15 protein-coding genes are annotated in these 24,098 nt (G+C 46.0%); 2 read left to right on the top strand and 13 right to left on the bottom strand.

The genetic code is table 11. The features are described 5' to 3' along the window. Window positions 1-99 precede the first annotated feature (99 nt). From RGU72_RS18135 to RGU72_RS18090, 10 genes are all read right to left on the bottom strand, one after another. Window positions 100-876, bottom strand: coding sequence for a VacJ family lipoprotein (locus RGU72_RS18135; protein ID WP_416200137.1), 777 nt, complete (start codon window positions 874-876; stop codon window positions 100-102). Further along, window positions 873-1,346 carry an outer membrane lipid asymmetry maintenance protein MlaD gene (gene mlaD, locus RGU72_RS18130; protein WP_322121080.1) on the bottom strand — a complete coding sequence of 158 codons (474 nt, stop codon included), beginning with the start codon at window positions 1,344-1,346 and terminating at the stop codon, window positions 873-875. Before mlaD ends, RGU72_RS18135 begins: the two co-directional genes overlap by 4 nt. 144 nt (window positions 1,347-1,490) lie before the next feature. Beyond that, window positions 1,491-2,258, bottom strand: a complete 768-nt coding sequence (gene mlaE / locus RGU72_RS18125) for a lipid asymmetry maintenance ABC transporter permease subunit MlaE (RefSeq protein WP_322121079.1) — start codon at window positions 2,256-2,258, stop codon at window positions 1,491-1,493. Further along, window positions 2,255-3,088, bottom strand: a complete 834-nt coding sequence (locus RGU72_RS18120) for an ABC transporter ATP-binding protein (protein ID WP_322121078.1) — start codon at window positions 3,086-3,088, stop codon at window positions 2,255-2,257. The genes mlaE and RGU72_RS18120 overlap by 4 nt, the downstream gene beginning before the upstream one ends. Before the next feature lie 317 nt (window positions 3,089-3,405). Further along, complete coding sequence (locus RGU72_RS18115; RefSeq protein ID WP_322121077.1) at window positions 3,406-5,124, bottom strand: putative bifunctional diguanylate cyclase/phosphodiesterase; 1,719 nt, start codon at window positions 5,122-5,124, stop codon at window positions 3,406-3,408. A gap of 25 nt (window positions 5,125-5,149) precedes the next feature. Beyond that, window positions 5,150-5,590, bottom strand: a complete 441-nt coding sequence (locus RGU72_RS18110; protein WP_322121076.1) for a response regulator — start codon at window positions 5,588-5,590, stop codon at window positions 5,150-5,152. A gap of 7 nt (window positions 5,591-5,597) precedes the next feature. Beyond that, window positions 5,598-6,899, bottom strand: a complete 1,302-nt coding sequence (locus RGU72_RS18105; RefSeq protein ID WP_322121075.1) for a sensor histidine kinase — start codon at window positions 6,897-6,899, stop codon at window positions 5,598-5,600. A 369-nt stretch (window positions 6,900-7,268) separates the two neighbouring features. Beyond that, window positions 7,269-8,732 carry a glutamate synthase subunit beta gene (locus RGU72_RS18100; protein WP_322121074.1) on the bottom strand — a complete coding sequence of 488 codons (1,464 nt, stop codon included), beginning with the start codon at window positions 8,730-8,732 and terminating at the stop codon, window positions 7,269-7,271. A 124-nt stretch (window positions 8,733-8,856) separates the two neighbouring features. Further along, window positions 8,857-13,545: a glutamate synthase-related protein gene (locus RGU72_RS18095; protein WP_322121073.1), complete on the bottom strand. Its 4,689-nt coding sequence runs from the start codon at window positions 13,543-13,545 to the stop codon at window positions 8,857-8,859. Window positions 13,546-14,054: 509 nt separating this feature from the next. Next, window positions 14,055-14,753 carry a transposase gene (locus tag RGU72_RS18090; protein WP_322121072.1) on the bottom strand — a complete coding sequence of 233 codons (699 nt, stop codon included), beginning with the start codon at window positions 14,751-14,753 and terminating at the stop codon, window positions 14,055-14,057. A 547-nt stretch (window positions 14,754-15,300) separates the two neighbouring features. Here RGU72_RS18090 and RGU72_RS18085 point away from each other — a divergent pair. Then, window positions 15,301-17,463: a carboxy terminal-processing peptidase gene (locus RGU72_RS18085; protein ID WP_322121071.1), complete on the top strand. Its 2,163-nt coding sequence runs from the start codon at window positions 15,301-15,303 to the stop codon at window positions 17,461-17,463. A gap of 202 nt (window positions 17,464-17,665) precedes the next feature. Here RGU72_RS18085 and RGU72_RS18080 read toward each other — a convergent pair whose 3' ends face one another. Then, entirely contained in the window at window positions 17,666-18,769 is a 1,104-nt protein-coding gene (locus RGU72_RS18080) for a glycerophosphodiester phosphodiesterase (RefSeq protein WP_416200168.1), read from the bottom strand. 107 nt (window positions 18,770-18,876) lie between these two features. After that, the gene (locus tag RGU72_RS18075) at window positions 18,877-21,225 is read right to left on the bottom strand and encodes a TonB-dependent receptor (protein ID WP_322121069.1); all 2,349 of its coding nucleotides are present in this window, start codon (window positions 21,223-21,225) and stop codon (window positions 18,877-18,879) included. A 406-nt stretch (window positions 21,226-21,631) separates the two neighbouring features. On the opposite strand from RGU72_RS18075, the gene RGU72_RS18070 reads away from it, so the two are divergent. Continuing rightward, entirely contained in the window at window positions 21,632-22,468 is an 837-nt protein-coding gene (locus RGU72_RS18070) for a hypothetical protein (protein ID WP_322121068.1), read from the top strand. A gap of 83 nt (window positions 22,469-22,551) precedes the next feature. On the opposite strand, the gene RGU72_RS18065 is transcribed toward RGU72_RS18070, so the two are convergent. Next, entirely contained in the window at window positions 22,552-24,021 is a 1,470-nt protein-coding gene (locus RGU72_RS18065; protein ID WP_322121067.1) for a GAF domain-containing sensor histidine kinase, read from the bottom strand. Window positions 24,022-24,098 lie beyond the last annotated feature (77 nt).

Genomic DNA, 24,098 nt, shown 5'->3' with positions numbered 1-24,098 from the left:
CCCCGCTCTCAAGAGCGTATTAATGATGTTGTTATTAACTACCCAGACTATGGTCTGGTTGACCGCCTTTATATTTACTTACAAAGTGACGGATTGGATTCAATCATCCTCGGCTTTAATTTGACCAGCCCGACGCTGCAGATAAGCATCGCGTAAAAAGACATAGCGATCAAGCGAAGCTTCCTCTAACAACGCACCCGCATCTAGAACAGAAGCCCGTTTATCCACTAAACGCACAACAGTACCAATATTGCGATCCTTGACTGGCGTAACATAAGACCAAAGGTCACCTTTGTAATCAACTGGCGTAGCTACCGCATCACGTAAAGTTGAAGGGCCTAATAACGGGAGTACCAAGTAAGGACCTGATTTAACACCCCAAGTACCCAATGTCTGACCGAAATCTTCTCTATGTTTTTGCATTCCTGCCGCAGAACCAATATCAATGACGCCGCCCAGACCAAAAGTAGTGTTAACAGCAACGCGCATGACATCAGTCACGCCCTCAGCTACTTTGCCTTGTAGCAGATCATTCACCGCAGTCCAGACATCGCCAATATTGCCAAAGAAGTTGCTAATACCCGTTTGCACAAAACTTGGTAATACTGCGCGATATGCCTTCGCTGTCGGTTTTAAAATTGCCTGATCAATAGCATCATTAAAATTGAACATGATGCGATTAAAGCCTTCCAGTGGATCACGCGGATTGTCACCAATGTTGGTTTTCACACTAATCTTCGTGAGAGTCTGGGACGTCGTGTCTTTAATCTCTTTGACCGTATCTTTGACACTCTCTTTGACGGTATTTGTTGCACATCCACTTAGAATCAAAGTCAAAGCCAAGACTAATCCAGTAATTTTTATTTGGGGTTTCATTTTTTTTCGTCCTTACCATCTGCTGCCTTACTGAACAAGAACTGACTAATCAGATTTTCAAGTACAACAGCGGATTGGGTCATTTTAATTCTGTCACCAGCCACCAAATTATTGGTATCACCGCCTGGTTCTAGCCCTATGTATTGCTCACCTAAAAGACCTGCCGTCAAAATTTTGGCTGACGTATCTTTTGGAAATTTATATTTATTTTCGAGTTGTAAAGTTACCGTTGCCTGGTAAGTTTTATCGTCAAATGTGATATTCCCGACGCGACCAATTACTACACCAGCACTCTTGACAGCGGCGCGCGGTTTTAAGCCACCAATATTGTCAAACCGAGTAACGACATCATAAGTCTTATCAAAAGATAAGGTACTCATATTACCTGCCTTCAATGCCAGAAACAGCAAAGCAGCGCCCCCCAATAAAACAAATAAGCCAACCCAGAAATCCAATGATTTTTTTTGCATAGACACCATCCAATTCATTCAGGAACCTCACCTACATGGAGAGTATTCTCTCTAAAACGTTCGAAGCCCTTTTGTCCTCGCACTACCAAACAATTCCTTAAACCAATTAGCTGCCAACTGTTAGTCAATAGCACCAATTGTCGGCTATTGAAACATTAACGCAGTCAACAGAAAATCTAAAGCAAGCACTAACAATGAAGAAATTACTACCGTACGAGTCGTTGCACGTGCTACGCCCTCAGGTGTAGGCTTGGCCTCGTAACCTTGAAATAAGGCAACGAAAGTGACGGCGAATCCAAACACAATACTTTTAATGACACCGTTACCAATGTCCTGAAATACATCAACACCCGCCTGCATTTGCGACCAGAAAGCTCCATTATCAACACCAATAAGTTTAACGCCAACCAGATAACCACCAATGACACCCATAGCATTAAAAATTGCAGTCAGTACAGGCATCGCAATCAAACCAGCTAAAAAACGAGGTGCGAGCACGCGCTGAATTGGATTTACCGCCATCATCTCCATCGCAGCCAATTGCTCGCCGGCTTTCATCAAGCCAATTTCTGCCGTCAACGACGTACCGGCGCGGCCAGCAAATAACAAAGCGGTGACGACTGGTCCAAGCTCACGCGTCAAAGATAAGGCGACTAATAATCCCAAAGCCTCCTCAGAACCATAGCGATTCAAGGTATAAAACCCTTGATAGCCCAATACAAAACCAACAAACAGACCAGACACCGCGATAATTACTAAGGAATAATTACCGATAAAATGAATCTGATCTGTTACTAAACGTGGTCTGCGCCATAATCCCAATGAACTAAACAAAATCGCAAAAAAACTGCGTGCAGCGTAACCAACGTCGGCGGCAATCTCTCGCACGGCTTGCCCAAGGCGAGTAATCATCTTGCATCCCCTTGAGCAGATTGACCCTGCGTCACCAATTTGATGCCCAGATCCTCTGCCAACGATTTGCCAGGATAATGGAAAGGCACAGGACCATCAGTTTCCGCATGAACAAATTGCTTTACATAGGGATCGTTAGAAGCGCGCATTTCCTCAGGCGAACCTTGTGCAACGATTTTCCCTTGCGACAGGAAGTAGACATAGTCAGCAATCGCAAAAGATTCATGCACATCATGCGATACAAGGATGGACGTAGACCCTAATGCATCATTCAAGTTCCGTATTAAGTTTGCGGTAACCCCCATAGAAATTGGATCTAATCCGGCAAAAGGCTCGTCATACATAATCAACTGAGGGTCTAAGGCGACGGCTCTGGCCAAGGCAACGCGGCGCGCCATACCACCTGAGATTTCCGCTGGCTTGAGTTGGGCTGCGTTGCGCAAACCGACTGCCTGCAATTTCATCAGTACCAGATCATGCAGCATCGCGTCTGGCAGATCAGTATGCTCACGCAACGGAAAAGCGACGTTGTCAAATACACTTAAATCTGTGAACAAGGCACCGTGCTGGAATAACATACCCATTTTGCGACGCAAAACATATAGATCGTTCGTATTCAGGGTGTGAACATTTTGTCCATCCACGGTGACCGATCCTTGTAGCGGCAACAATTGGCCACCAATCAGACGCAAAATGGTTGTCTTGCCAGAGCCCGAACCGCCCATTACTGCGATTACTTTGCGACGTGGAAAATCCATCTGGAGACCCGATAAAATCGAGCGATCTCCATAGCCAAAGTGTAAATCACGAATTTCGACGAGATTAGTCACAAATGAGTTTTAGTTTGCAAAGTCGAGATTGTAATGCAGAACTAGAAATTAGGCATGAACGCAATTACTTGCCAATAAAATATTAAAATAAACAATCTCTCAAAGAAACTTATTTTTATAAAATATTCATACTATTTATTTACGGAATACAAACTTATATTTATTTTTCTATGTTAATAGAGGCAATAAATAAATGAATCTATAGTCAGCAATATAAATAAATCTGAAATAGTCTTTGTATTTTGTTTATAAAATACAGCATTGATGGCAGCATCGTACTGAATTTAAGATATTAGTATAGCAACTGCAGTACATCCTTATAATAAAAATGCTGCTTCAAACTCGCTTGCTGGTATTGGCCGCGAATAATAGTATCCCTGCAGTAAGTCGCAACCATATCGAATACAAAAAGCTGCCTGCTCTTTAGTCTCGACTCCTTCAGCGACAACTTTCATCTCCAAGGCTTTGGCAAACGCAATAATCGCCATCAACAGACGCTCACTCTTCGCACTATCCCCAATTGTAGAAATAAAGCCTTTATCAATTTTCAAAACGGTAACGGGGAATAACTTCAAATGATCCAGCGAGGAATAACCGGTTCCAAAATCATCCAGAGAGAAATGAATACCTTGCTCCGCAATAGCAGACAGTACCGCCACGGATGAACTAGGATCTCTGATTAAAGCACTTTCAGTAATTTCTAATTCTAAATTCCCTGCGTCCAAGCCAGATTCGGCAAGCACGTCAAATACAAGTTTCGCCAGTCCAATCTGCTTAATCTGTATTGCCGACAAATTAACAGCAACTACTAAGTTGCTACACTTAGCTGGAAATCGCTGTTGCCACTCTTTAAGCTGCTGACAAGACTGCCGCAAAACCCAGTTGCCAATATCGACAATCAAACCGGTCTCTTCTGCGACTGACATAAACGCAATCGGTGATAACAAACCAAAACGCGGATGCTGCCAGCGTACCAGTGCCTCCATCCCACCCAATGATCCATCAACAGAATTAATTTGCGCCTGATAAAAGACCAGAAACTCCTCCCTCTCCAAGGCTTTATATAAGTCATTTTTCATCAAACTACGAAACTCGACCGTCTCTTGCAATGATGCCGAATAAAATCGACTTTGATTACGTCCATCTTGTTTAGCCTGATACATCGCCACATCGGCAAATTTGAGCAAATCATCGCCATTATTTGTCGATACATCGAGTAAAGCAATACCGATACTCGTCGTAATAATCTGCTCAGTCACTCCCGTTGATATCGGACATTGCAGCATTACTACAATACGGTCGGCGAGCAATGCTGGCTGATCTTCATGCTCAAAATTGGTCATCAACACGACGAACTCATCGCCTCCCAGTCGACACAAAATATCACTGTCCCTGACGACAGTTCCCAATCGTCGCGCAATTTCGATCAATAATCTGTCGCCAGCTTCGTGCCCCAATGTGTCATTCACACTTTTGAAATCATCCAGGTCGAGTAACAGTACTGCCAGATTACTCTTACTTCTCCGCACCCTGGCTACTGCGGTTTCGAGCGCCAATTCAAATCCCCGTCGATTGATCAGGCCTGTGAGCTGATCATGTTCTGATAACTGCCGTAATTGCTCACGACTTTCTTTCAACTCATTTTCGATAACATAGCGCTGCCTCGCTTGTCGTACTGATCGGATCAAACCTCTGCCTGTAACCTCGGTCTTTAGTAAAAAATCCTGCGCTCCTAACTGCAAACAACGTTCAGCGATAAGTTCGTCATCCACCCCACTGAGCATCAGGATGACGACGCTCTCAAACGGCCCGTTTCTCAGCAGTCGAAGAACCTCAATCCCGTCCTGATCAGGTAAGCGATAGTCTAGCAAAATCGCGTCAAAGTGCTGCTCTGAAGCAAATGCTAAACCGCTCTGCGCGTTCGTTGCCTCAACGATCTCACAGACAACGGCGCTCTGACGCAAAGATCGCATCACGGATTGACGATCAAGTGCATCGTCATCAATTAACAATAAGCGAAGCGAAGAATTATTCATCGTTGGACCTGTTGTTTTGTTTGTCTCACTCCATAACCGGTAGTTCGACCACCCGCCAGAAATGATCGATCATCTCCATCACCCGCAAGAAGCCATCGCCGACCTGACTTTTGACGATATAACCTGCAACATGCTTTTGGTAGGCCGCAACCTTATCCTCATCCGTCTTTGATGTGGTCAAAACAAATACGACTGCACTGGAAAGAGAAGGATCATTGCGCAGTACCTCCAACATCTCCAGCCCGTTCATTCTGGGCATATTGAGATCCAGCATAATCAAATACGGTTGACGAACGGCATTTGGCATACGTAATAATTCGAGCGCTTCAATACCATCTCTGGCCCGTACTACCGGATTGATAATTTTCAGTTTTTTGAGGGCGCGCTCAACACCCATGACGTCAACATCATCATCGTCAACCAACATGATTGTGACGTCTTTATAGCGCTTAGCTTTGTCTGGCATGGCGACCTCATTGAGTAATATTGACAGGCCATAGAAAACGGAATGTGCATCCAGTCTGCCCGTCAGAAACCAGTTCAACCGTCCCACCAACCGATTCAACCGCTTTTTTTACCAGCGCCAGACCGATGCCACTACCTTCAACTTCGTCGCGTGGCTTAAGAGTCTGAAACATGCCAAATACGCGTTGCTGATGCTCGGGCGCAATACCTGGGCCATCATCTTTGACGGTGAACTCTATGTAATGAGCGACGCCTTTGTTTGCGTCGTTGTTTAGGTGATTGTTTGCTTCATTATTTATACTAACGGCAATCATCTTTGCTCCGACCAAAATACGCCCATCCGGCTTGTTGTGATGTTTAATCGCATTACTGATTAGATTACGGAGCACCAAATTCAAGGGGACTTTTCGTGTTTGGACCGTAGGTAAATCATCTGCTGCTTCTAGTCGAATTGCCTTAGTAGTTTTGAGTAATTCAAAAATATCGCTTACCAATACGCGGGTATCGACTGTCACGATTTCATCATCTGCCCGCCCGACGCGCGCATAAGCAAGTAAATCATCGAGCAACATCTCCATGCGCTGAATGCGGCTTCTGATTAAATATAAATGCCGTTGTGTGTCTGGATTGAGCGTATCGGCTAAATCCTCAGAAATCCAGTTAGCCAGCTGATCTATGCCTCTTAACGGCGACTTTAGATCATGTGAGGCGACATAGGTAAAATTATTTAACTCCTGATTGATGACAGTGACTTCTTGTATTTTTTTCTCAAGATTTTGTTGCGTCAGGAGAAGCATCTCATTTGTTTCGGTTAATTTCTGGGTGCGCGTGATGACTTGCGCATCCAGCTCTTTGTTGAGTTGAGTCAGATTTCTCTCGGCCAGGTCTCTGCGAGCGACTTCTGACTCTAGCTTTTTAATCGTTTCGTTGAGTAAAGTAGTACTCGGGATCTTAAGTGCGGTTGGCATTAAGCGCCATAGCATCACCGCGGTCACCACCGACAACACAGCGGTAAATCCTTTGACCGAGGCATCAAGCCAATAAGCCGGCTCCCATATCGTTAAAATGGAAATCAAATGGGTCGTTCCGCAAGCAAAGATAAATGCGGAAAACATAATGAAGATCCAGTTAAATTCCAGATCATGCCGTCTGCGAACAAAAAAGATCAATGCAAGGGGGATGGAGTAGTAAGAAATCCCAGTCAGCGTATCGGACGCGACGTAGAGCCAAAGCAAGGATGGCGTCCATAAGTAACAATGCCCGTGCGGCATAAACTCGCTAGTGATAATCCAACTTAGTAGTGAATCCATATCGCACACCTTTCTTGGTGTATGGGACAAACACAAAGCTCAAATTAATACTGTCATGAGTATATTTAAGTCGTCCATATAATCATTGGACACTAAGGCATATTTCAAAAAATAAAGGGGGAGTATATTGAATATTAACCGACTACCCGCGGCTGGCGATTGTAAAAAAACACTGTTTAGTTATCGAGGAAATACTACGTTTGAAATAACTCAGTGTAATTTCCGATAAAAAACTGTATGAGGTCAATGTAACTTAGGACTGCAATATATGCAAATATGTCTATTGTTTTTGTTATTTTTGTTGCTACTACTTACTTGATTATTACCAACGCGACATCTCTGCTCGCGTTGGTAAAGTAGGGACGGGAATTAACGCGGCAACACTGACTCCCCCATCAAAGCAGCATCCACTTCCCGAGCGCATTGACGGCCTTCGCGGATTGCCCAAACCACCAGCGATTGCCCGCGCCGCATGTCGCCCGCAGCATAAACTTTATCCACGTTGGTTTTGTAGCAATCAACACCGTCTGTCGTTGCTCTGGCGTTGCCCCGAGCGTCTTTTTCTATACCGAACGCGTCCAGCACTTGCTGAACCGGAGAAACGAAACCCATTGCCAACAGAACCAAATCTGCCTTCATTTCGAATTCGGAATCCGGCACTTCTTGCATCTTGCCGTCTTTCCATTCCACGCGTACCGCCACTAATTTTTCTACTTTGCCGTTTTTGCCCTCTAAACGTTTAGTCGCTACTGCCCAATCGCGTTCGCAACCTTCTTCGTGCGAAGAAGATGTGCGCATTTTGATCGGCCAATAAGGCCAGACCAGCGGCTTGTTCTCTGTTTCTGGTGGTTGCGGCATCAGTTCAAACTGGGTAACAGACTTAGCACCATGACGGTTAGAAGTACCGACGCAGTCTGATCCGGTATCGCCACCGCCAATGACAACCACATGCTTAGCGCTTGCCATGATCTGATCTTTGACCTTGTCACCCGCGTTCACTTTATTTTGTGAAGGCAAGAAATCCATCGCAAAATGCACACCCTTTAACTCGCGGCCAGGAACCGGCAAATCACGTGGAGTCTCAGCACCGCCAGCGATGATGACCGCATCAAATTCTTTTTGTAGCTGCTCTGGTGAGACTGTTTCTTTCGACCAGTTGGTGACTGTTGAAGGAAAATCTTTACCAACCAAAGTGCTGGTACGGAACACCACACCCTCTGCCTGCATCTGTTCTACCCGACGATCAATATGCGTCTTTTCCATTTTAAAATCTGGAATACCGTAGCGTAGCAAGCCGCCGACGCGATCATTCTTTTCAAACACGGTCACATCATGCCCGACCCGTGCAAGTTGCTGCGCTGCGGCCAGACCGGCAGGACCGGAGCCGACGATCGCCACTTTCTTTCCAGTTTTAATCGCTGCGGGTTGTGGTTTGACCCAACCGTTTTCCCAGCCCTTGTCGATGATGAAATGCTCGATTGATTTAATTCCAACGGGGGCATCATTAATGCCCAAGGTGCATGCAGTTTCGCAGGGCGCGGGACAAATACGACCAGTAAATTCAGGAAAATTATTAGTGGAATGCAGTGTCTCTAAAGCCTGCTCATAATTTCCGGTATAGACCAAGTCATTCCAGTCTGGAATGATGTTATTCACTGGGCAGCCGTTATTACAAAAAGGGATGCCGCAATCCATGCAACGAGCGCCCTGGATTTTTGCCTGGTCATCGCTTAGATGAACTAAAAATTCTTTGTAGTGCTTTTTACGTGATTGCGGTGCTTCGCTCGCTTCTTGCAAGCGCTGGTACTCCATGAAGCCGGTTACTTTACCCATGTCTATTCCTTCAATTTTGATGCGGGCGATGCCCTGTCCAACTTATCAATGTTGTTGTCTATGCTGAGAGATTGGCACGGGACTATATGAAAGTGATCCCGTGCTCTCGATACGCACTGTACGATTAGGCAGCGATTGTTTCTTTCGCTTTACCCGCCTGTTTTGCTGCGTACATTTCAGCCAGAGCGCGCTTATATTCTGTCGGGAATACTTTGACGAATTTAGAGCGTCCACGCGCCCAGTCGTCCAATAAATTACGCGCCCGTGTGCTGCCTGTATGTTTGAAGTGACGCTCTATCATATGACGCAAAATCGCCTCATCGGTCTCACCTTCGCCACCGCGCAAACGGCTATGCCAAAGCGATGGATCAACCGTCGCTGCCTGCACATCGCCCGCCAATACTGGTGCTAGTGCGACCATTGATAAATTACATCTGGCTTCAAATTCGCCATCAGGATCGTAGACATAGGCAATACCGCCCGACATACCCGCAGCAAAATTACGTCCCGTGTCACCCAGCACAATCACGGTGCCGCCAGTCATATATTCACAGCCATGATCGCCAGTACCTTCGACTACCGCCAACGCACCTGAGTTACGCACCGCAAAACGCTCGCCTGCAACACCATTGATAAACGCTTCACCAGAAATAGCACCATATAAAACGGTGTTGCCGCAGATGATGTTATCTACCGCCCAGCCTCGGAACTCGGTATTAGGCCGAATAATGATACGTCCGCCGGACAAACCTTTGCCGACATAATCATTACCTTCACCAACCAGATCCAGCGTAACGCCATGCGCCAAAAACGCGCCGGCTGATTGACCAGCTGTGCCTTGCAATTGAATATGAATCGTATCGTCCGGCAATCCTGCATGACCATATTTTTTAGCGACTTCGCCGGACAACATGGTACCGACGGTGCGGTTTAAATTTTTGATCGGTGAAATAAACGAGACTTTTTCACCCGTCTCTAATGCCGTTTTTGCCTGTGCAATTAACTTATTATCGAGCGCGTTTTCTAAACCATGATCTTGCACATCAACATGCTTGATCGGCGTATCTGCAGGCACATCCGGTTGATAGAAAATACGACTGAAATCCAATCCCTTCGCTTTCCAGTGCCCAATCGCTTTTGACTTATCGAGCAAATCAACGCGACCAATCAACTCGTCATAAGTACGAATGCCCAACTGCGCCATGATCTGACGTACTTCTTCTGCAACGAAGAAGAAATAGTTAACGACATATTCCGGCTTGCCAGAAAACTTAGCACGCAAAATCGGATCTTGTGTTGCAACACCAACAGGGCAGGTGTTCAAATGACATTTGCGCATCATGATGCAGCCCTCGACGACCAGCGGTGCAGTCGCAAAACCGATTTCATCCGCGCCCAACATAGCGGCAATTGCTACGTCACGCCCCGTCTTCATCTGACCATCTGCCTGTACACGGACCCGTCCGCGCAATCCATTGAGTACCAGAGTTTGCTGGGTTTCGGAAAGACCTAATTCCCAAGGAGTACCAGCATGTTTAACGGACGACAAAGGTGATGCGCCAGTACCGCCATCATGTCCCGCAATCACCAGATGATCGGCCTTGGCTTTAGAGACACCCGCAGCAACAGTACCAACGCCGACTTCGGATACCAGTTTGACTGAAATTGAGGCTTTAGGATTCGCGTTTTTTAAATCATGAATCAGTTGCGCCAAATCTTCAATCGAGTAAATATCATGATGCGGCGGTGGGGAAATCAGGCCGACACCCGGGACAGAAAAACGCAGTTTTGCAATATATTCCGATACCTTATGCCCAGGTAATTGGCCGCCCTCGCCCGGCTTGGCTCCCTGTGCCATTTTGATCTGAATCTGATCAGCAGAAATCAGGTATTCCGTCGTCACGCCAAATCGACCTGACGCCACCTGCTTGATACGAGAGCGTAAAGAATCCCCTGGCAATAAGGGCATATCGACTTCGATATTGGCTTTACCAACAATCGACGCCAAGGTGTCACCTTGCTTGATCGGAATCCCTTTTAATTCTTGTTGATAACGCGCAGGATCTTCCCCTCCTTCGCCCGTGTTGGATTTTCCACCGATACGATTCATTGCAATCGCTAAGGTTGCGTGGGCTTCCGTGCTGATCGACCCCAAAGACATCGCCCCAGTCGCAAACCGTTTGACAATTTCTTTGGCAGGCTCTACCTGATCCAGCGGTATCGCTTTAGCAGGATCAATTTTGAATTCAAACAAACCACGTAAGGTCATATGACGTTTAGATTGGTCGTTGATGATCTGAGCGTATTCTTTGTAGGAATTATAGTTATTAGTCCGGGTTGAATGCTGTAATTTGGCAATCGCGTCCGGCGTCCACATATGGTCTTCACCACGAATACGGAAGGCATATTCGCCGCCCGCATCCAAAGCATTTGCCAATACCGGATCATTACCAAATGCCAGACTGTGCAAGCGTAATGCTTCTTCAGCGACTTCAAATACGCCGATACCTTCCACATTGGAGGCAGTGCCTTTGAAGTATTTGTCGACCAATGATTTATTGAGGCCGATTGCTTCAAAAATCTGCGCGCCGCAATACGACATATAGGTGGAAATGCCCATCTTGGACATGACTTTCATCAAGCCTTTGCCGATTGCCTTGGTGTAGTTGTACATCGCTTTTTCTGCGGACAAATCACCTGGCAAATCTTTTGCCATTGCCGCAAGTGTTTGCATTGCTAGGTAAGGATGTACTGCTTCAGCGCCGTAACCTGCCAGCAAGGCGAAATGATGCGTCTCGCGAGCGGAGCCGGTTTCGACCACTAAGCCCGTAATCGTACGCATACCGCGACTAACCAGATGCTGATGCACGGTCGAAGTTGCTAACAGCGCAGGAATAGCGACGTTGTTCGCATCCATCTTGCGGTCAGTGATGATCATAATGTTATGACCAGATTTGACCGCATCGACGACTTCGGCGCAGATTGATGCCAGGCGTGCTTCGATCCCGTCTTTACCCCAAGCGACGGGGTAGCAGATATCTAGTTCATAGGACTTGAATTTGCCACCGGTGTTGGCGCTAATATTACGCAGTTTGGCAATATCGGCAAAATCCAGCACTGGCTGTGATACCTCCAAACGCATCGGAGGATTGATGTTGTTGGTGTCCAGCAGGTTAGGTTTAGGGCCGATAAATGATACCAGCGACATGACCATCGCTTCACGAATCGGATCGATAGGCGGATTGGTGACTTGCGCGAATAACTGCTTAAAGTAGTTATACAAAGGCTTCAATTTATTTGACATCACCGCCAGCGATGAGTCATTGCCCATGGAGCCAATCGCTTCTTCAGCACTGGTTGCCATTGGTGCCATCAAGAATTTTAAATCTTCTTGTGTATAGCCAAATGCCTGCTGCTGATCTAGCAAAGTCGCGCTGGATGGTTCTACTGCTTGCTCTGCTTTTAACGCGTTGAGTTTGATACGTACAGACTGAATCCATTGCTTGTATGGTTTGGCATTGGAGTAGGTATCTTTAATTTCTTTGTCATCGATGATGCGACCAGCATCTAAATCGATCAAAAACATTTTGCCCGGTTGCAGGCGCCATTTTTTGATGATTTTAGATTCAGGAATCGGCAATACGCCGGATTCCGACGCCATTACGACCAGATCATCATCCGTCACGATGTAGCGCGCCGGGCGCAAACCGTTGCGATCCAAGGTGCCACCAATCTGGCGGCCATCGGTAAATGCCATCGCAGCGGGACCATCCCATGGCTCCATCATCGCAGCGTGGTATTCGTAGAATGCGCGACGGTTGTCGTCCATCATCGTGTGATTTTCCCAGGCTTCCGGGATCATCATCATCATTGCTTGTGCAATTGGATAACCAGCCATGACCAAGAGTTCCAGCGCGTTATCGAAGCTGGCAGTATCGGATTGACCTTCAAAAATCAGCGGATACAATTTTTGTAAATCATCGCCTAGTACTGCGGATTTCATCACGCCTTCGCGTGCGCGCATCCAGTTAAAATTACCTTTCACCGTGTTGATCTCACCATTATGAGCAATCATGCGGTAGGGGTGAGCCAATGGCCACTCTGGGAATGTGTTCGTTGAAAAACGCTGATGCACCAGCGCCAATGCAGAAACGCAGCGAGGATCTTGCAAGTCTTTGTAGTAGACACCGACCTGATCGGCCAGCAACAAACCCTTGTAGACGATGGTGCGCGCCGACATCGACGGCACAAAATATTCTTTGCCGTGCAGCAGCTTCAACGCTTCGATCGCGTGTACTGCCGATTTACGAATGACGTATAACTTTCGTTCCAGCGCATCGGTCACCATGATATCTGCGCCACGACCAATGAAAATCTGACGTATCACAGGTTCTTTTTCGCGGACTAATGGCGACATCGGCATCTCGGTATCAACCGGCACATCGCGCCAGCCCAGAACAACTTGGCCTTCTGCTCGCACGGCGCGCTCAATCTCTTGCTGACATGCCAAACGTGAGGCGTGTTCTTTCGGCAAAAAGATCATACCCACGCCATATTCGCCCGGCGGTGGTAACTCTATGCCTTGCTTGCTCATCTCTTCACGGAAGTATTGATCTGGAATTTGAATCAAGACACCAGCGCCGTCACCCATCAGTTTATCGGCACCAACCGCACCGCGATGATCGAGATTTTTAAGAATCAGCAAACCTTGCTCCACAATTGCGTGGGATTTTTTGCCTTTGATGTGTGCCACAAAGCCTACACCGCAGGCGTCATGTTCATTTGCTGGGTCGTACAGGCCTTGCGCTTGCATCATAATTCTCCACTTAAAATTAAGGTTGAATCGTAGAGTAGTGCAGCGCAACAGAAACATCAATAACAATATTTAGGGTCAGTGTTAAAATAAATTAAAATTAAATTCAATAAATTTTAATTGGGGACATAGTAAAAATAAGTGCTATTTAACGGTTCCCATTAAGAATATGGCATTCGATTTAAAGAATGCGTTTGCTGGCACGAAAAAGTCGCGGGAGGACATTCACCCACGAGTGAGCTAGATTTCAGACGATAAAATATGGGCGGATTCTAAGCTTATAGAAATGCTTACTTAAATTACTCCCCATATGTATATATTGGTTGTCCATATATTTATTGGACAATACATCATTTTTCACAGAATTATGGGGGAGTATATTGATATGAATGGGAAAAAGGCATTAAGCAAAGATCAAATTCCAATGGAACTTTCAGCGAATCCATACCAAACGTAAAACCAGATTAGAGCAAATTTAAACTCGCATAGTTGCCAAATTAGTTGCCACCTTAGATGGCAGACAGCACTTTTCTGGGTCGCCCACGCTTCATCGGCTCTACCCGACGCTCGGTGGACTTTGTCATGTCTGCTTTAAATTGTTCAGTGCCGATTAGCCAGCCTTTGAGTGTTGCATCCATCAGTGAATTCAATTCTGAACTCAATAAAGGCTGCTGCATCATGTCCCGATATGCGGCTTCGCGTTGAAACGGCGTATTCCCCAAACTCCAATACAAAGGATGATCAGTAATTAAGGGATCAATTTTCAAACCGATATGGTGCTGGAAGCTAGACCAAGGGTATTCCTGCGCATCGGCCACCAATTTGCTACGAACCGGATTACTTTCTATAGACAAAGAGCAGCGCAAAAAATACAAAGCCGCCTCCATCACCGTCGCCCGATACCGCCCTTGCCACAAACTGCCAGTACGCTCATATTTGCGATTGTAATAAGGGACATAGTGACGACCAATCCACTGCATCATCTTACCCAGCCCCACTTCGTCCACAGGAGTAACGAGTAAATGGACATGATCTGGCAATAAAACATAAGCATGGATGGCAACTTCAAACTGTTTGGCAGCCTCGCCTAACCAAGCCAGAAAAGCGACGTAATCAGCCGACTCACGAAAAATCGCCTGATGATTATTCCCATGCTGAATAACATGATGCAATTGTCGCGGAATAACGAGGCGGCTAAGTCTGGCCATGGTGTAAAAGTCGCTAAATATAAGATTGAGTAAGATTGGTGGGCAAACAAGCATTGCATTGTAAATCAAGCGACCGGGCACAAAGTAATGTGGCGGCGGTATCCAGCAGTAATTAACCGTATTCAGCCTCAACCAGACTGATGCAAATACATGAAAATATCTCGCCGCTTAAATACGGAAAAGACGAAGAGAAAGTTTCATCCATGTATTCTCTGTACTGGGACATCTCTTAGTCCTTTGTATTTTTGTTTTGTGTAAGTCTTAATAAATCGGCAGATTCAGAGGACGGATAATTCACGATAAAATAAACAATGGTAATCTGAGACCGATTGATGCGAACTATTTAGTTCTTTTTTAGTCGAAATAAGCAGATGTCGCCGTACGGACAAATACAGAAAAACAATCAGACAGCGCGTACATTTTGTTACATCATATAGTGTGGTTATCGTGGCGCATGCGCTATATTTTCTGCACTAAAAATTCAAAATTAATTTTCAAAGCTAATTTTTAAAGCTAAATTTCAGAGCGACGATTTGGAGAACCCCACATGAAGAAAAAACTATTGTGCTTAATGCTTGCCTTTGCAGCATCAACGCAAGCCGATACCTTAGAACCTTCTTCAACAAACCAATTACTCATGCCCCTGCCACAACAAGCGCAGGCGGCACGCGTCAGTGCTGGCTTCTTAACCCGCTTCCACTACAAGGCGACGCCCTTAGATGATGCGATGTCTCAAAAGATTTTTGATCGTTATCTGAAATCACTTGACCCAGAAAAATTATTTTTTACGCAGGCCGATATCAATCAAATTTCCAGTGCGCGTAATCAGCTGGACGATGCGATTTATCAAGAGAATCTGAACGTCCCGTTCATGATTTTCAATCTCTATGAAAAACGTCTGGTTGATCGCCTGACGTATGCTCGTGAGATTCTGAAAAAAGGTTTCGACTTCACCCAGAAAGAAAGCTATTCCTACGGACGAGATAAAGCTGTCTGGCCGGAATCAGAAGACGAAGTCCGCGACCTTTGGCGCAAGCGCGTCAAGAACGACTGGCTGCGTCTAAAACTCGCTGGCAAAGACGATGCTGCGACTCGAGAGACATTAGAAAAACGTTATACCAGCTCATTGTCTAGGGTGCGCAAATACAAGAGTGAAGATGTATTCCAGATTTTTATGGATTCCTACGCGATGTCGATTGAGCCGCATACCAATTACCTTGGCCCGCGCGCGTCAGAAGATTTTGATATTTCGATGAAATTATCGCTAGTTGGAATAGGCGCAGTACTTCAAGAGCGTGATGACTACACCACCATACGCGAATTGGTCGCTGGCGGTCCCGCTGCGCTGTCTAATCGTTTAAAACCAGGTGACAGAATTGTCGGTGTTGGACAAGGCAAGACAGGTACTATCACGGAAGTAGTCGGATGGCGTATTGATGATGTCGTCAAGCTGATACGTGGCAACAAAGATTCAATCGTGGTGCTGGACATTCTTCCTGCCGATGTAAGCCTGGATGGAAAACATCAAATGGTGTCGCTGGTGCGCGACAAAATTAAGTTAGAAGAGCAGGCAGCTAAAAAATCGATTATCCCTATCCAGAGCGAGGGCGTTACACGCCAGATAGGCGTCATTTCTTTGCCTACTTTTTATCAAGATTTTGATGCTCGCATGAAAGGTGATAAAGATTTTAAAAGTGCGACACGTGATGTCATCCGCTTATTGGACGAACTCAAAAAAGCCAAAGTCGATAGCGTATTAATCGATTTGCGTGACAACGGCGGAGGCTCCTTAACTGAGGCAATTGAACTCACAGGCTTATTTATTGATAAGGGTCCAGTAGTGCAACAGCGTAATGCGCAAGGCAAAATAACGGTAGAAAGTGATACCAACGCTGGCGTTGCCTGGGATGGTCCGCTGGGGATATTAATCAATCGTGGCTCGGCATCGGCATCAGAAATTTTTGCGGCAGCGATTCAGGACTATGGTCGTGGTGTGATTATTGGTGAAGGTAGTTTCGGTAAAGGTACCGTGCAAACCATCGTCAACCTAGATCAGGCGACCCAAAATCCCAAGGCAAAATTTGGTGAACTCAAAATGACGATTGCCCAGTTTTTCCGTATCAATGGCGGCACAACGCAACTGCGTGGCGTGACGCCGGATATCAGCTTCCCTAGCGGCACTGACACGGAGAGTTTTGGTGAATCTAGCTATGACAACGCACTGCCCTGGACGCAAATTAAAGCAGCAGATTACAAACCCACAGGTGATCTGAGCGATTTGTTACCGATGCTGGCAGTCAGACATGAGTCGCGTATTGCAAAAGATAAAGATTTCCAATATCTGCAAGAAGATATTGCTGAAATCCAGACTTTGCGCAAGAAAAAAACCATTTCTCTCAACGAGGCAGACCGTCGCAAAGAGAAAGAAACATTAGAAGCCAAAATCAAATCGCGTGAAAATAGTGAAGCTGGTGATAAGAAAACTGCCAGCAAAAATAAAGACGCTTTAGATGATGGCCTGCAAGCAAATGAACGAAATCTTGTTGCGGATATCGCTGCAGAAAAAGATCGGAAAAATGCAAAAGATATCTTACTCAACGAGGCCGTTCATATTTTGAGTGACGAAGTTGATTTACTAAAAACCAATGCCAAATTAGCGGCACGGGTTTTGCCAGCAAATGCACTCAACGCCAGCCAAAAACACGATTGAGTAAATTATCACGAGGATTTTTACAACAACAGCAAGTGTGTTTTTGCAAAAATAGAAATTAAATTCGACGTACGAAGTGCACTTAAATAAAAAAGTCCCGCAAGGTAATTTATCCTGTGGGACTTTTTTTTGTGTCACCTTTAAATAACGAACTTATCAAAGACAAATTTATCAAATCAAATCGAGTAGAACTCGCCTTACATCAAGGCCCTACAGCCAAACGACCTAATGCAGTGTCATCCGTAAAAAATCCATCAATCCCCGCTGCAATATAACGTTTCATCTCAGCGACAGAACCTAGTTCATTACGAGCATTCGCGCCGTTAGCATCACGAAAATCAGCCGCGAGAAAGCGATTCTCGGGACGGAAAGTCCAGACATGCACCAGCAACCCAGCAGCATGCGCGTCTGCGACAAATGAAGTTGGCGTACCAAGTAGTCCGTCCACTAATAAGGGAATAATCGCACGCGTTGGTGGCGCGACCACATCAGCATACTGCGCGATTGTGCGCATCCCTTCGGCAGTCGTCATTTTGCCAAATGTCAGATCACCACCAGCGGCAACGACATCACTAGGGCGATAATTGCCCTCGGCGACTAACTGCATCAGACGGATATTTTCACGCTTAGCGGGCGCACCTAACTTGCTACGCAAATATTTGAGATTGGCGATTTCAAAAGATTGAATCTCCAGCGGACAGTGCTTCGTGTACTCATGCGCCTCGATTGTCTTTAAAAACCGGTCTTCCAGAGGTAAGCCGACTTTCGCAAAATACGTAGAACTTTTTAATTCCGGCACCAGACCAATTACACGTCCGCTAGTAGCGGATTGGGCGGCAACAAAATCAATAATTTCTTCCCAGGTAGGTATCTGGAACATGCCGTCATACAAGGTGTTCGCAGGTCGTACTTTTGGCAAACGTTCAACTGCACGCAAGGATTTTAATTCATCCAAGCTGAAGTCTTCTACAAACCAACCAGTGTGAGTTTGACTATCAATTGTTTTGGTTGTGCGCCTGCTGGCAAACTCTGGGTGCTTAGCGACGTCGGTCGTCTCAGTCAAATCTGCCTCATGCCGCGCTACCAAAACACCATCCTTGGTGATCACCAGATCAGGCTCAATATAATCTGCCCCATCGGCAATCGCTCTGGCATAAGACGCTAAGGTATGCTCCGGACGCAACGCGCTGGCACCACGATGTGCGAATACCTCTACCTTCTTAGTCGGCACATAAATAGATTGAACGCCTTGAGTCGATTGTGCTGATTGTGCTGATTGTGCTGATTGTGCTAGGGCAGGAAGCATTGGTATCAAACCTGTTAAACCAATTGCGGCAACACTGCCCAGCGTTGTTGTGAAAAAATTTCTACGATTGAATGTCATGTAAATTGTCCTCAAAAATTCAATGTAAATTAAAAATTAGTGCCGAGCGTCACAAAGAACTGGCGTGGTGCAATCGGGAAGGTGTTGTAAGTACCTGATGCAGCACCAACCACGACCACAGACGCGCCAGTTTGTTGGTTCAGATTAGTAATATTCAACCTGACTTTAGTATTTTTCAGGAAGGCATTATCAAGCATCGGCAGTTTTGCACTTAAGGCTAAGCTAGCCATAAAGTAACCAGGCACGGATAAATCGTTGGTGTAGGTGGCGTAACGTTTGCCGATATATTCACCGATCAGTTGCGCCTCGAAATCACCTTCAGTCGCCGTAGCGACAAACTTGTTCATCCATTCAGGGCTGCCCGGTACTTTTTTGCCAGATGTCGCCACTGTCGCGGCACCATTATTGTAGTTATCCGAATAGATAGAACGGTTATACGACAAGGCGTTATAAAAAGAAAAATTACGTCCAAAATGCAAAGTCCCGGCAATATCAATACCGGTAGTTTGTACGCTACCGACGTTCGCCAAAATTGGATTGCCACCGATAATAGAAGAGATCACTGGCGTCGGGCTAATTTGCAACAAGCGATTACTAAAATCAACGTAGTATAAATTGACCTGACCATCGATTTTATTCAGCGCGCCCAAATTCAAATCGCGGCTGCTGCGCATACCAACCTCATATGTGACTGAAGTTTCTGGCTTTGCGGTACTCTTAAAAAGATCAAATCCTGATTGACTAGCCAGACTCCAAGGTGATGCGCCACCGCCACCATAAGTCACGAACTGTCTTAAATTTTGCTGGATATTAGCGAATAACTGATCACGTGATGATAAGTCCCAACGCACACCAATTTGCGGCAAAAACCATTTACGGGTAATGATCTCACCCTCTGGTAATGCCTTTGAGCCGCCGGAGATTGCACCAATTGCAGGTTGAACCGGGAAGGTACCTTTTGCAAATTGCAGGCTGGATTTAAACCCTGCCAGAACCGTCAAATCCTTCCGCACACTCCACTCATCTTGCAAATGCAACTGCACAACATTATTATCAATCTCGCTGCCATATTGTGTAATCAAAGGATTGCTTGGTCTATCGTACGGTGAGCTTGGATTGTTTACATCCAAAGCGTACCAACGACGGAATGCTGACGATTTATTATGCTCCCACCAGCCACCTACTTCGATCTGATGATCGCCCCATTCTTTACGCAAATTAGAGATCAGACCGCCGCGATCAATTTTGTATTCGGTAGTACGGGTAGCATAGCCGGAATTACCAAAAATTTGCTTCAGATTTTGATTCGGGAAATACACACTAAACAGCGCTGGCAAACCCGCTGCGCCAATCGGACCTGCGACGACACCTGCGCCGTCATCCTTATGGAAATACACCTGATTTGACCACTTGGTAGTCTCATTTAAATTGGCATCGTATTTTGCATAGGCCAAATAATCAGTCCGTTGTGCATCGCTGTAGTAGTTACGATAATTAGACCCATCTGCCGCTGGTGTAGCGCCGGTAGACGATACGTATTTGAGTGCTGTTGCAAAATCGGGATACAGGAAAGGACGGGTATAAGGTGCGCTCGTTTCGCCAGCGACATGCACCGTGCTATCTTCGTTTGGTTCAGTCTTATCGTTGTAATTAAAATAGAGCGTCAACTTGCCGGGAGCAGTGTCATGTACGAATTTTGCATTCAACTGATTGCCGCCCTGCTTACCGTTAAAATCCCACGCTTTTGCATCCTGACGCATCAAAGCGACATACGCAGAATTGCCATCACCAAATAGGCCTGTATCAAAACGAGCAAAGGTACGGGATGTGCTGTAGCTACCAAAAGTTTGCTCTAAACTAGTACGACGCTGCGCCAAGGGATCACTAGAAAATGTCTCTATCGTGCCACCTAAGTTACTGGTTGATGCAGTGGCAAGATCACCCGCGCCAGAAGATAAAATAACATTACGGACGTTCTCGCTTATTACTGCACGCTGTGGCGAAAGACCATTGTAGTTACCATATTGCTGATCGCCTAAAGGTATGCCATCCATGGTGTAGCCAAGCTGCTGGCCACTAAAGCCGTGGATAAACAGCGTTAAATTTTGTTCGTTATTGCCCCAAGGATCGGCAGTTTGAAAATTCACACCCGGCAGCGTTTGTAACGCTTTTACAGGATTAGTACCTGCCAATATTTTTTGAATTTCCAAGCCTCGTACCGATACCGAAGAACGAGTCGTCTGAGATGAAATCACTACAGTCTGCGCACCGGTGGTCGCGGAGTCTGCTACGGAACTTGCGCTATCAGAGGCATTAGCTGAATCGATTACTATCTTTTTTTGTGCTTCATCCGTCGCTACCGCTTTGCTTTGCGCCATTGCTGGCTGAGCAAATGCTAAAGCGAAAAATGCAGAGCTAAGGGAAGCCGCGAGTATCTTGTGTGGGCCTAAATGATTTGATCTGAAGCTTTTCTTGCACGCTGTTTTCGTAGAATTAATTTTCATATTAAAACCCATGGTGACACTATGATGTCGACCATAATCGGACACCACACTGCGATCGTTGAAAAAGAAATAAATAAAGCAATCGCGGTGCAGATTACGTTTTGTTTATTACGACTTGATGAATTAGGCGTTAGACTTTATCGACGTGCCATGTAAAGTCAGGGTGTGTTGTATTTTTCTACTGCGCTATCCATTTTTTATGAATTATTTTTTCACACGAATTACTTTTTTGTTCAAATAAAATTTTTGTTAATGCCTCTCAATATTTTCTGGATTCGTCATGTCTCTCTCATCTGCCGTAGTAAGTAATATAGCCCCAGAGCTGATTTTGCAAGCAGCGACGATCTTGGTAACACGCCGTCAGTCAGGCGTACAAGGTGAACGCTTGCCGCCTAGTTTTCACCAGATGAACAGTGCAGCAGGATTAGCAATTCAGGCTGCGGTGTCGACTCAAATGGGTGACCATACTGGTGCTTGGAAATGTGGAATAGCTGCTGATGTTCGCGTGGATCGCGTGATATTAGCGCCGATTTATAGCAAAACTATTTTTAGCGATCCTATCGCTGCATGCCCGGTCTGGTCACGTGCAGGGCATGTAAAAATTGAGCCCGAACTTGCTTTTATTCTCGGTTGTGATTTGCCTGCGCGCGATACGCCTTATGAGGCTGCAGAGGTCGATGCGGCGATCATTCGTACCCACATTGCCTTAGAGTTAATTGATAGTCGTTATACCAATCCTGACGAAGTCAGTTTTGTAGAAAACTTGGCGGATGGTTTGCTGAATCAAGGTTTATTCCTTGGCCCTGAAGTCGACGGCGCCAAAGCAAAAATCACTACGGATATGGCGATTAAAGTCAGTAGCGGGTTGCAGCAAGACAAAAATTTGATGCCACTAATACAGTTTGAAGGACGCCACCCCAATACCCATCCGCGCGCGCCCTTATATTGGCTGGCAGAATATTTACGCAGTCAAGGGCAAGGTCTGCAAGCAGGTCAGGCAATTATCACCGGGTCTTACGCAGGGAGTTTTGAAGTGGCGCTGGATCAGGATATCTGCATTCAGTTTGGCGATCTGGGCGAGCTCAACGTTAACTTTAGTCGCCGTGAAATTTCATAGGCGTTTGTCTAAATTAGCGTTTGTCTGAATTAGCTTTAGTAAGAGCTTACTTAATTAAGATTCTCACATTCCGTGACCGCTAGCTACAACGGAAACCGGATCGTAAAACAAGTACCACTCTCAGCCGAGCTATCGACATCAATTTTTCCGTTTAATAAGGAGGTGACGATATTATGGGTGATATGCAAACCGAGGCCGGAGCTACCCTCACCTAGTTTGGTGGTAAAAAAAGGATCATAAATGTGCGGCAGATGAGCTGGACTAATGCCGATACCATTATCTTTTATACTTAAGTTGAGCCAGCCAGCGTCGTCCAGGCTGGCGTGAATCTGAATATGATTGTGCTGTTTGTTCAGCAATTTCTGCTGGTCTTGCTCTGCATCGACAAAAGCGTGCACCAGAGAATTATTCAAAATATTGACGATAACCTGACTCAATAGTCCAGGATAAGTATTGATTTCCAAGCCACGCGGAATCTCTACTTTTAAATCGACATGATGCTTTTTGAATATCGCCGATAAGGGATAGATCGTCTCGGCAATAAACGGCGCCAGCGCAAACTGGCTGCGTTGATAATCAGCGCCGTCGACTGCGATCTGTTTAAAACTCACCACCAAATCAGCTGCACGTTGCAAGTTACGTTGCAGGATTTCGCTGGCGTGCGCGGCCTCTGCCATATAAGTTTCTAACGAAGAACGCTTCAAGCCATCGTTATAGGATTGCCTAAATTCTCTGGTGAGGTCGGCCAATGTGCTCGCAACCATTAAGCCATTGCCAATCGGCGTATTCAGCTCATGCGCAACGCCCGCCACCAGTGCGCCAAGTGCGGCCAACTTGTCACGCCGGACTAACTCTTCATGGGTCACGTTCAGATTATGTAAGGCGCTAGCGAGTTCAAGATTGGCTACGCTTAAGGCCAGATTACTGGCTTCGGCTTTTTCTTTTGCTGTGGATAACTCGTTGGTGCGTTGATTGACCAGCTCGGTTAAATGATGGCGGTGGATTTCTAGCTCTTCTTCACGGCGGGTGCGTTCAATGGCGATTACCGCCAGATGCGCGGCGACGCCGATTAATTTAATGTCTTCTGCGTCTGGAACTCGCACTTCGCGGTAGTACATAGCGAAGGTGCCTAAGATCTTATTTTTGTTCAGGTAAATAGGGCTGGACCAGCAGGCGCGCAAACCATGCGGTGCGGCAAAATGACGGTAAGGTTCCCATAAAGGATCGGTCAAAATATCGCTGACGATGACGGTTTCTTTGAGGTACATCGCGGTGCCGCAAGAACCGACAGCAGGGCCAATTTCTTGTCCGTCTAAAGCCTTCATATAGTCTGGCGGCAAATTCGGTCCCGCGCCCATCCGGATATGTACACCATCATCATCCAGCAACAAGACTGAGCACAGCACTCCATCGGATTGTCCCTCGATCAGATACATCAACTTAGTCAAAGTATCTTTTAAGGGCGCACCCTGAGCGATCATTTCTAACAGCTCGTTTTGCCCGTGGCGCAAGCTTTCAGCTAAACGGGCAGCCTGTCTTGTAGCGATATCCATCGTGATGACCTATCTAAACTTGCGTTGGTTTAGTGTAGGTGAATCTTATCGCTTTGTACATGATAGCGGTGCAAGCA

It is taken from the genome of Undibacterium sp. 5I1, assembly GCF_034314085.1.
Classification (GTDB): domain Bacteria; phylum Pseudomonadota; class Gammaproteobacteria; order Burkholderiales; family Burkholderiaceae_D; genus Undibacterium.
Note: the sequence above shows the minus strand (reverse complement) of the source record. Positions and strands in the feature narration are given on the sequence as shown.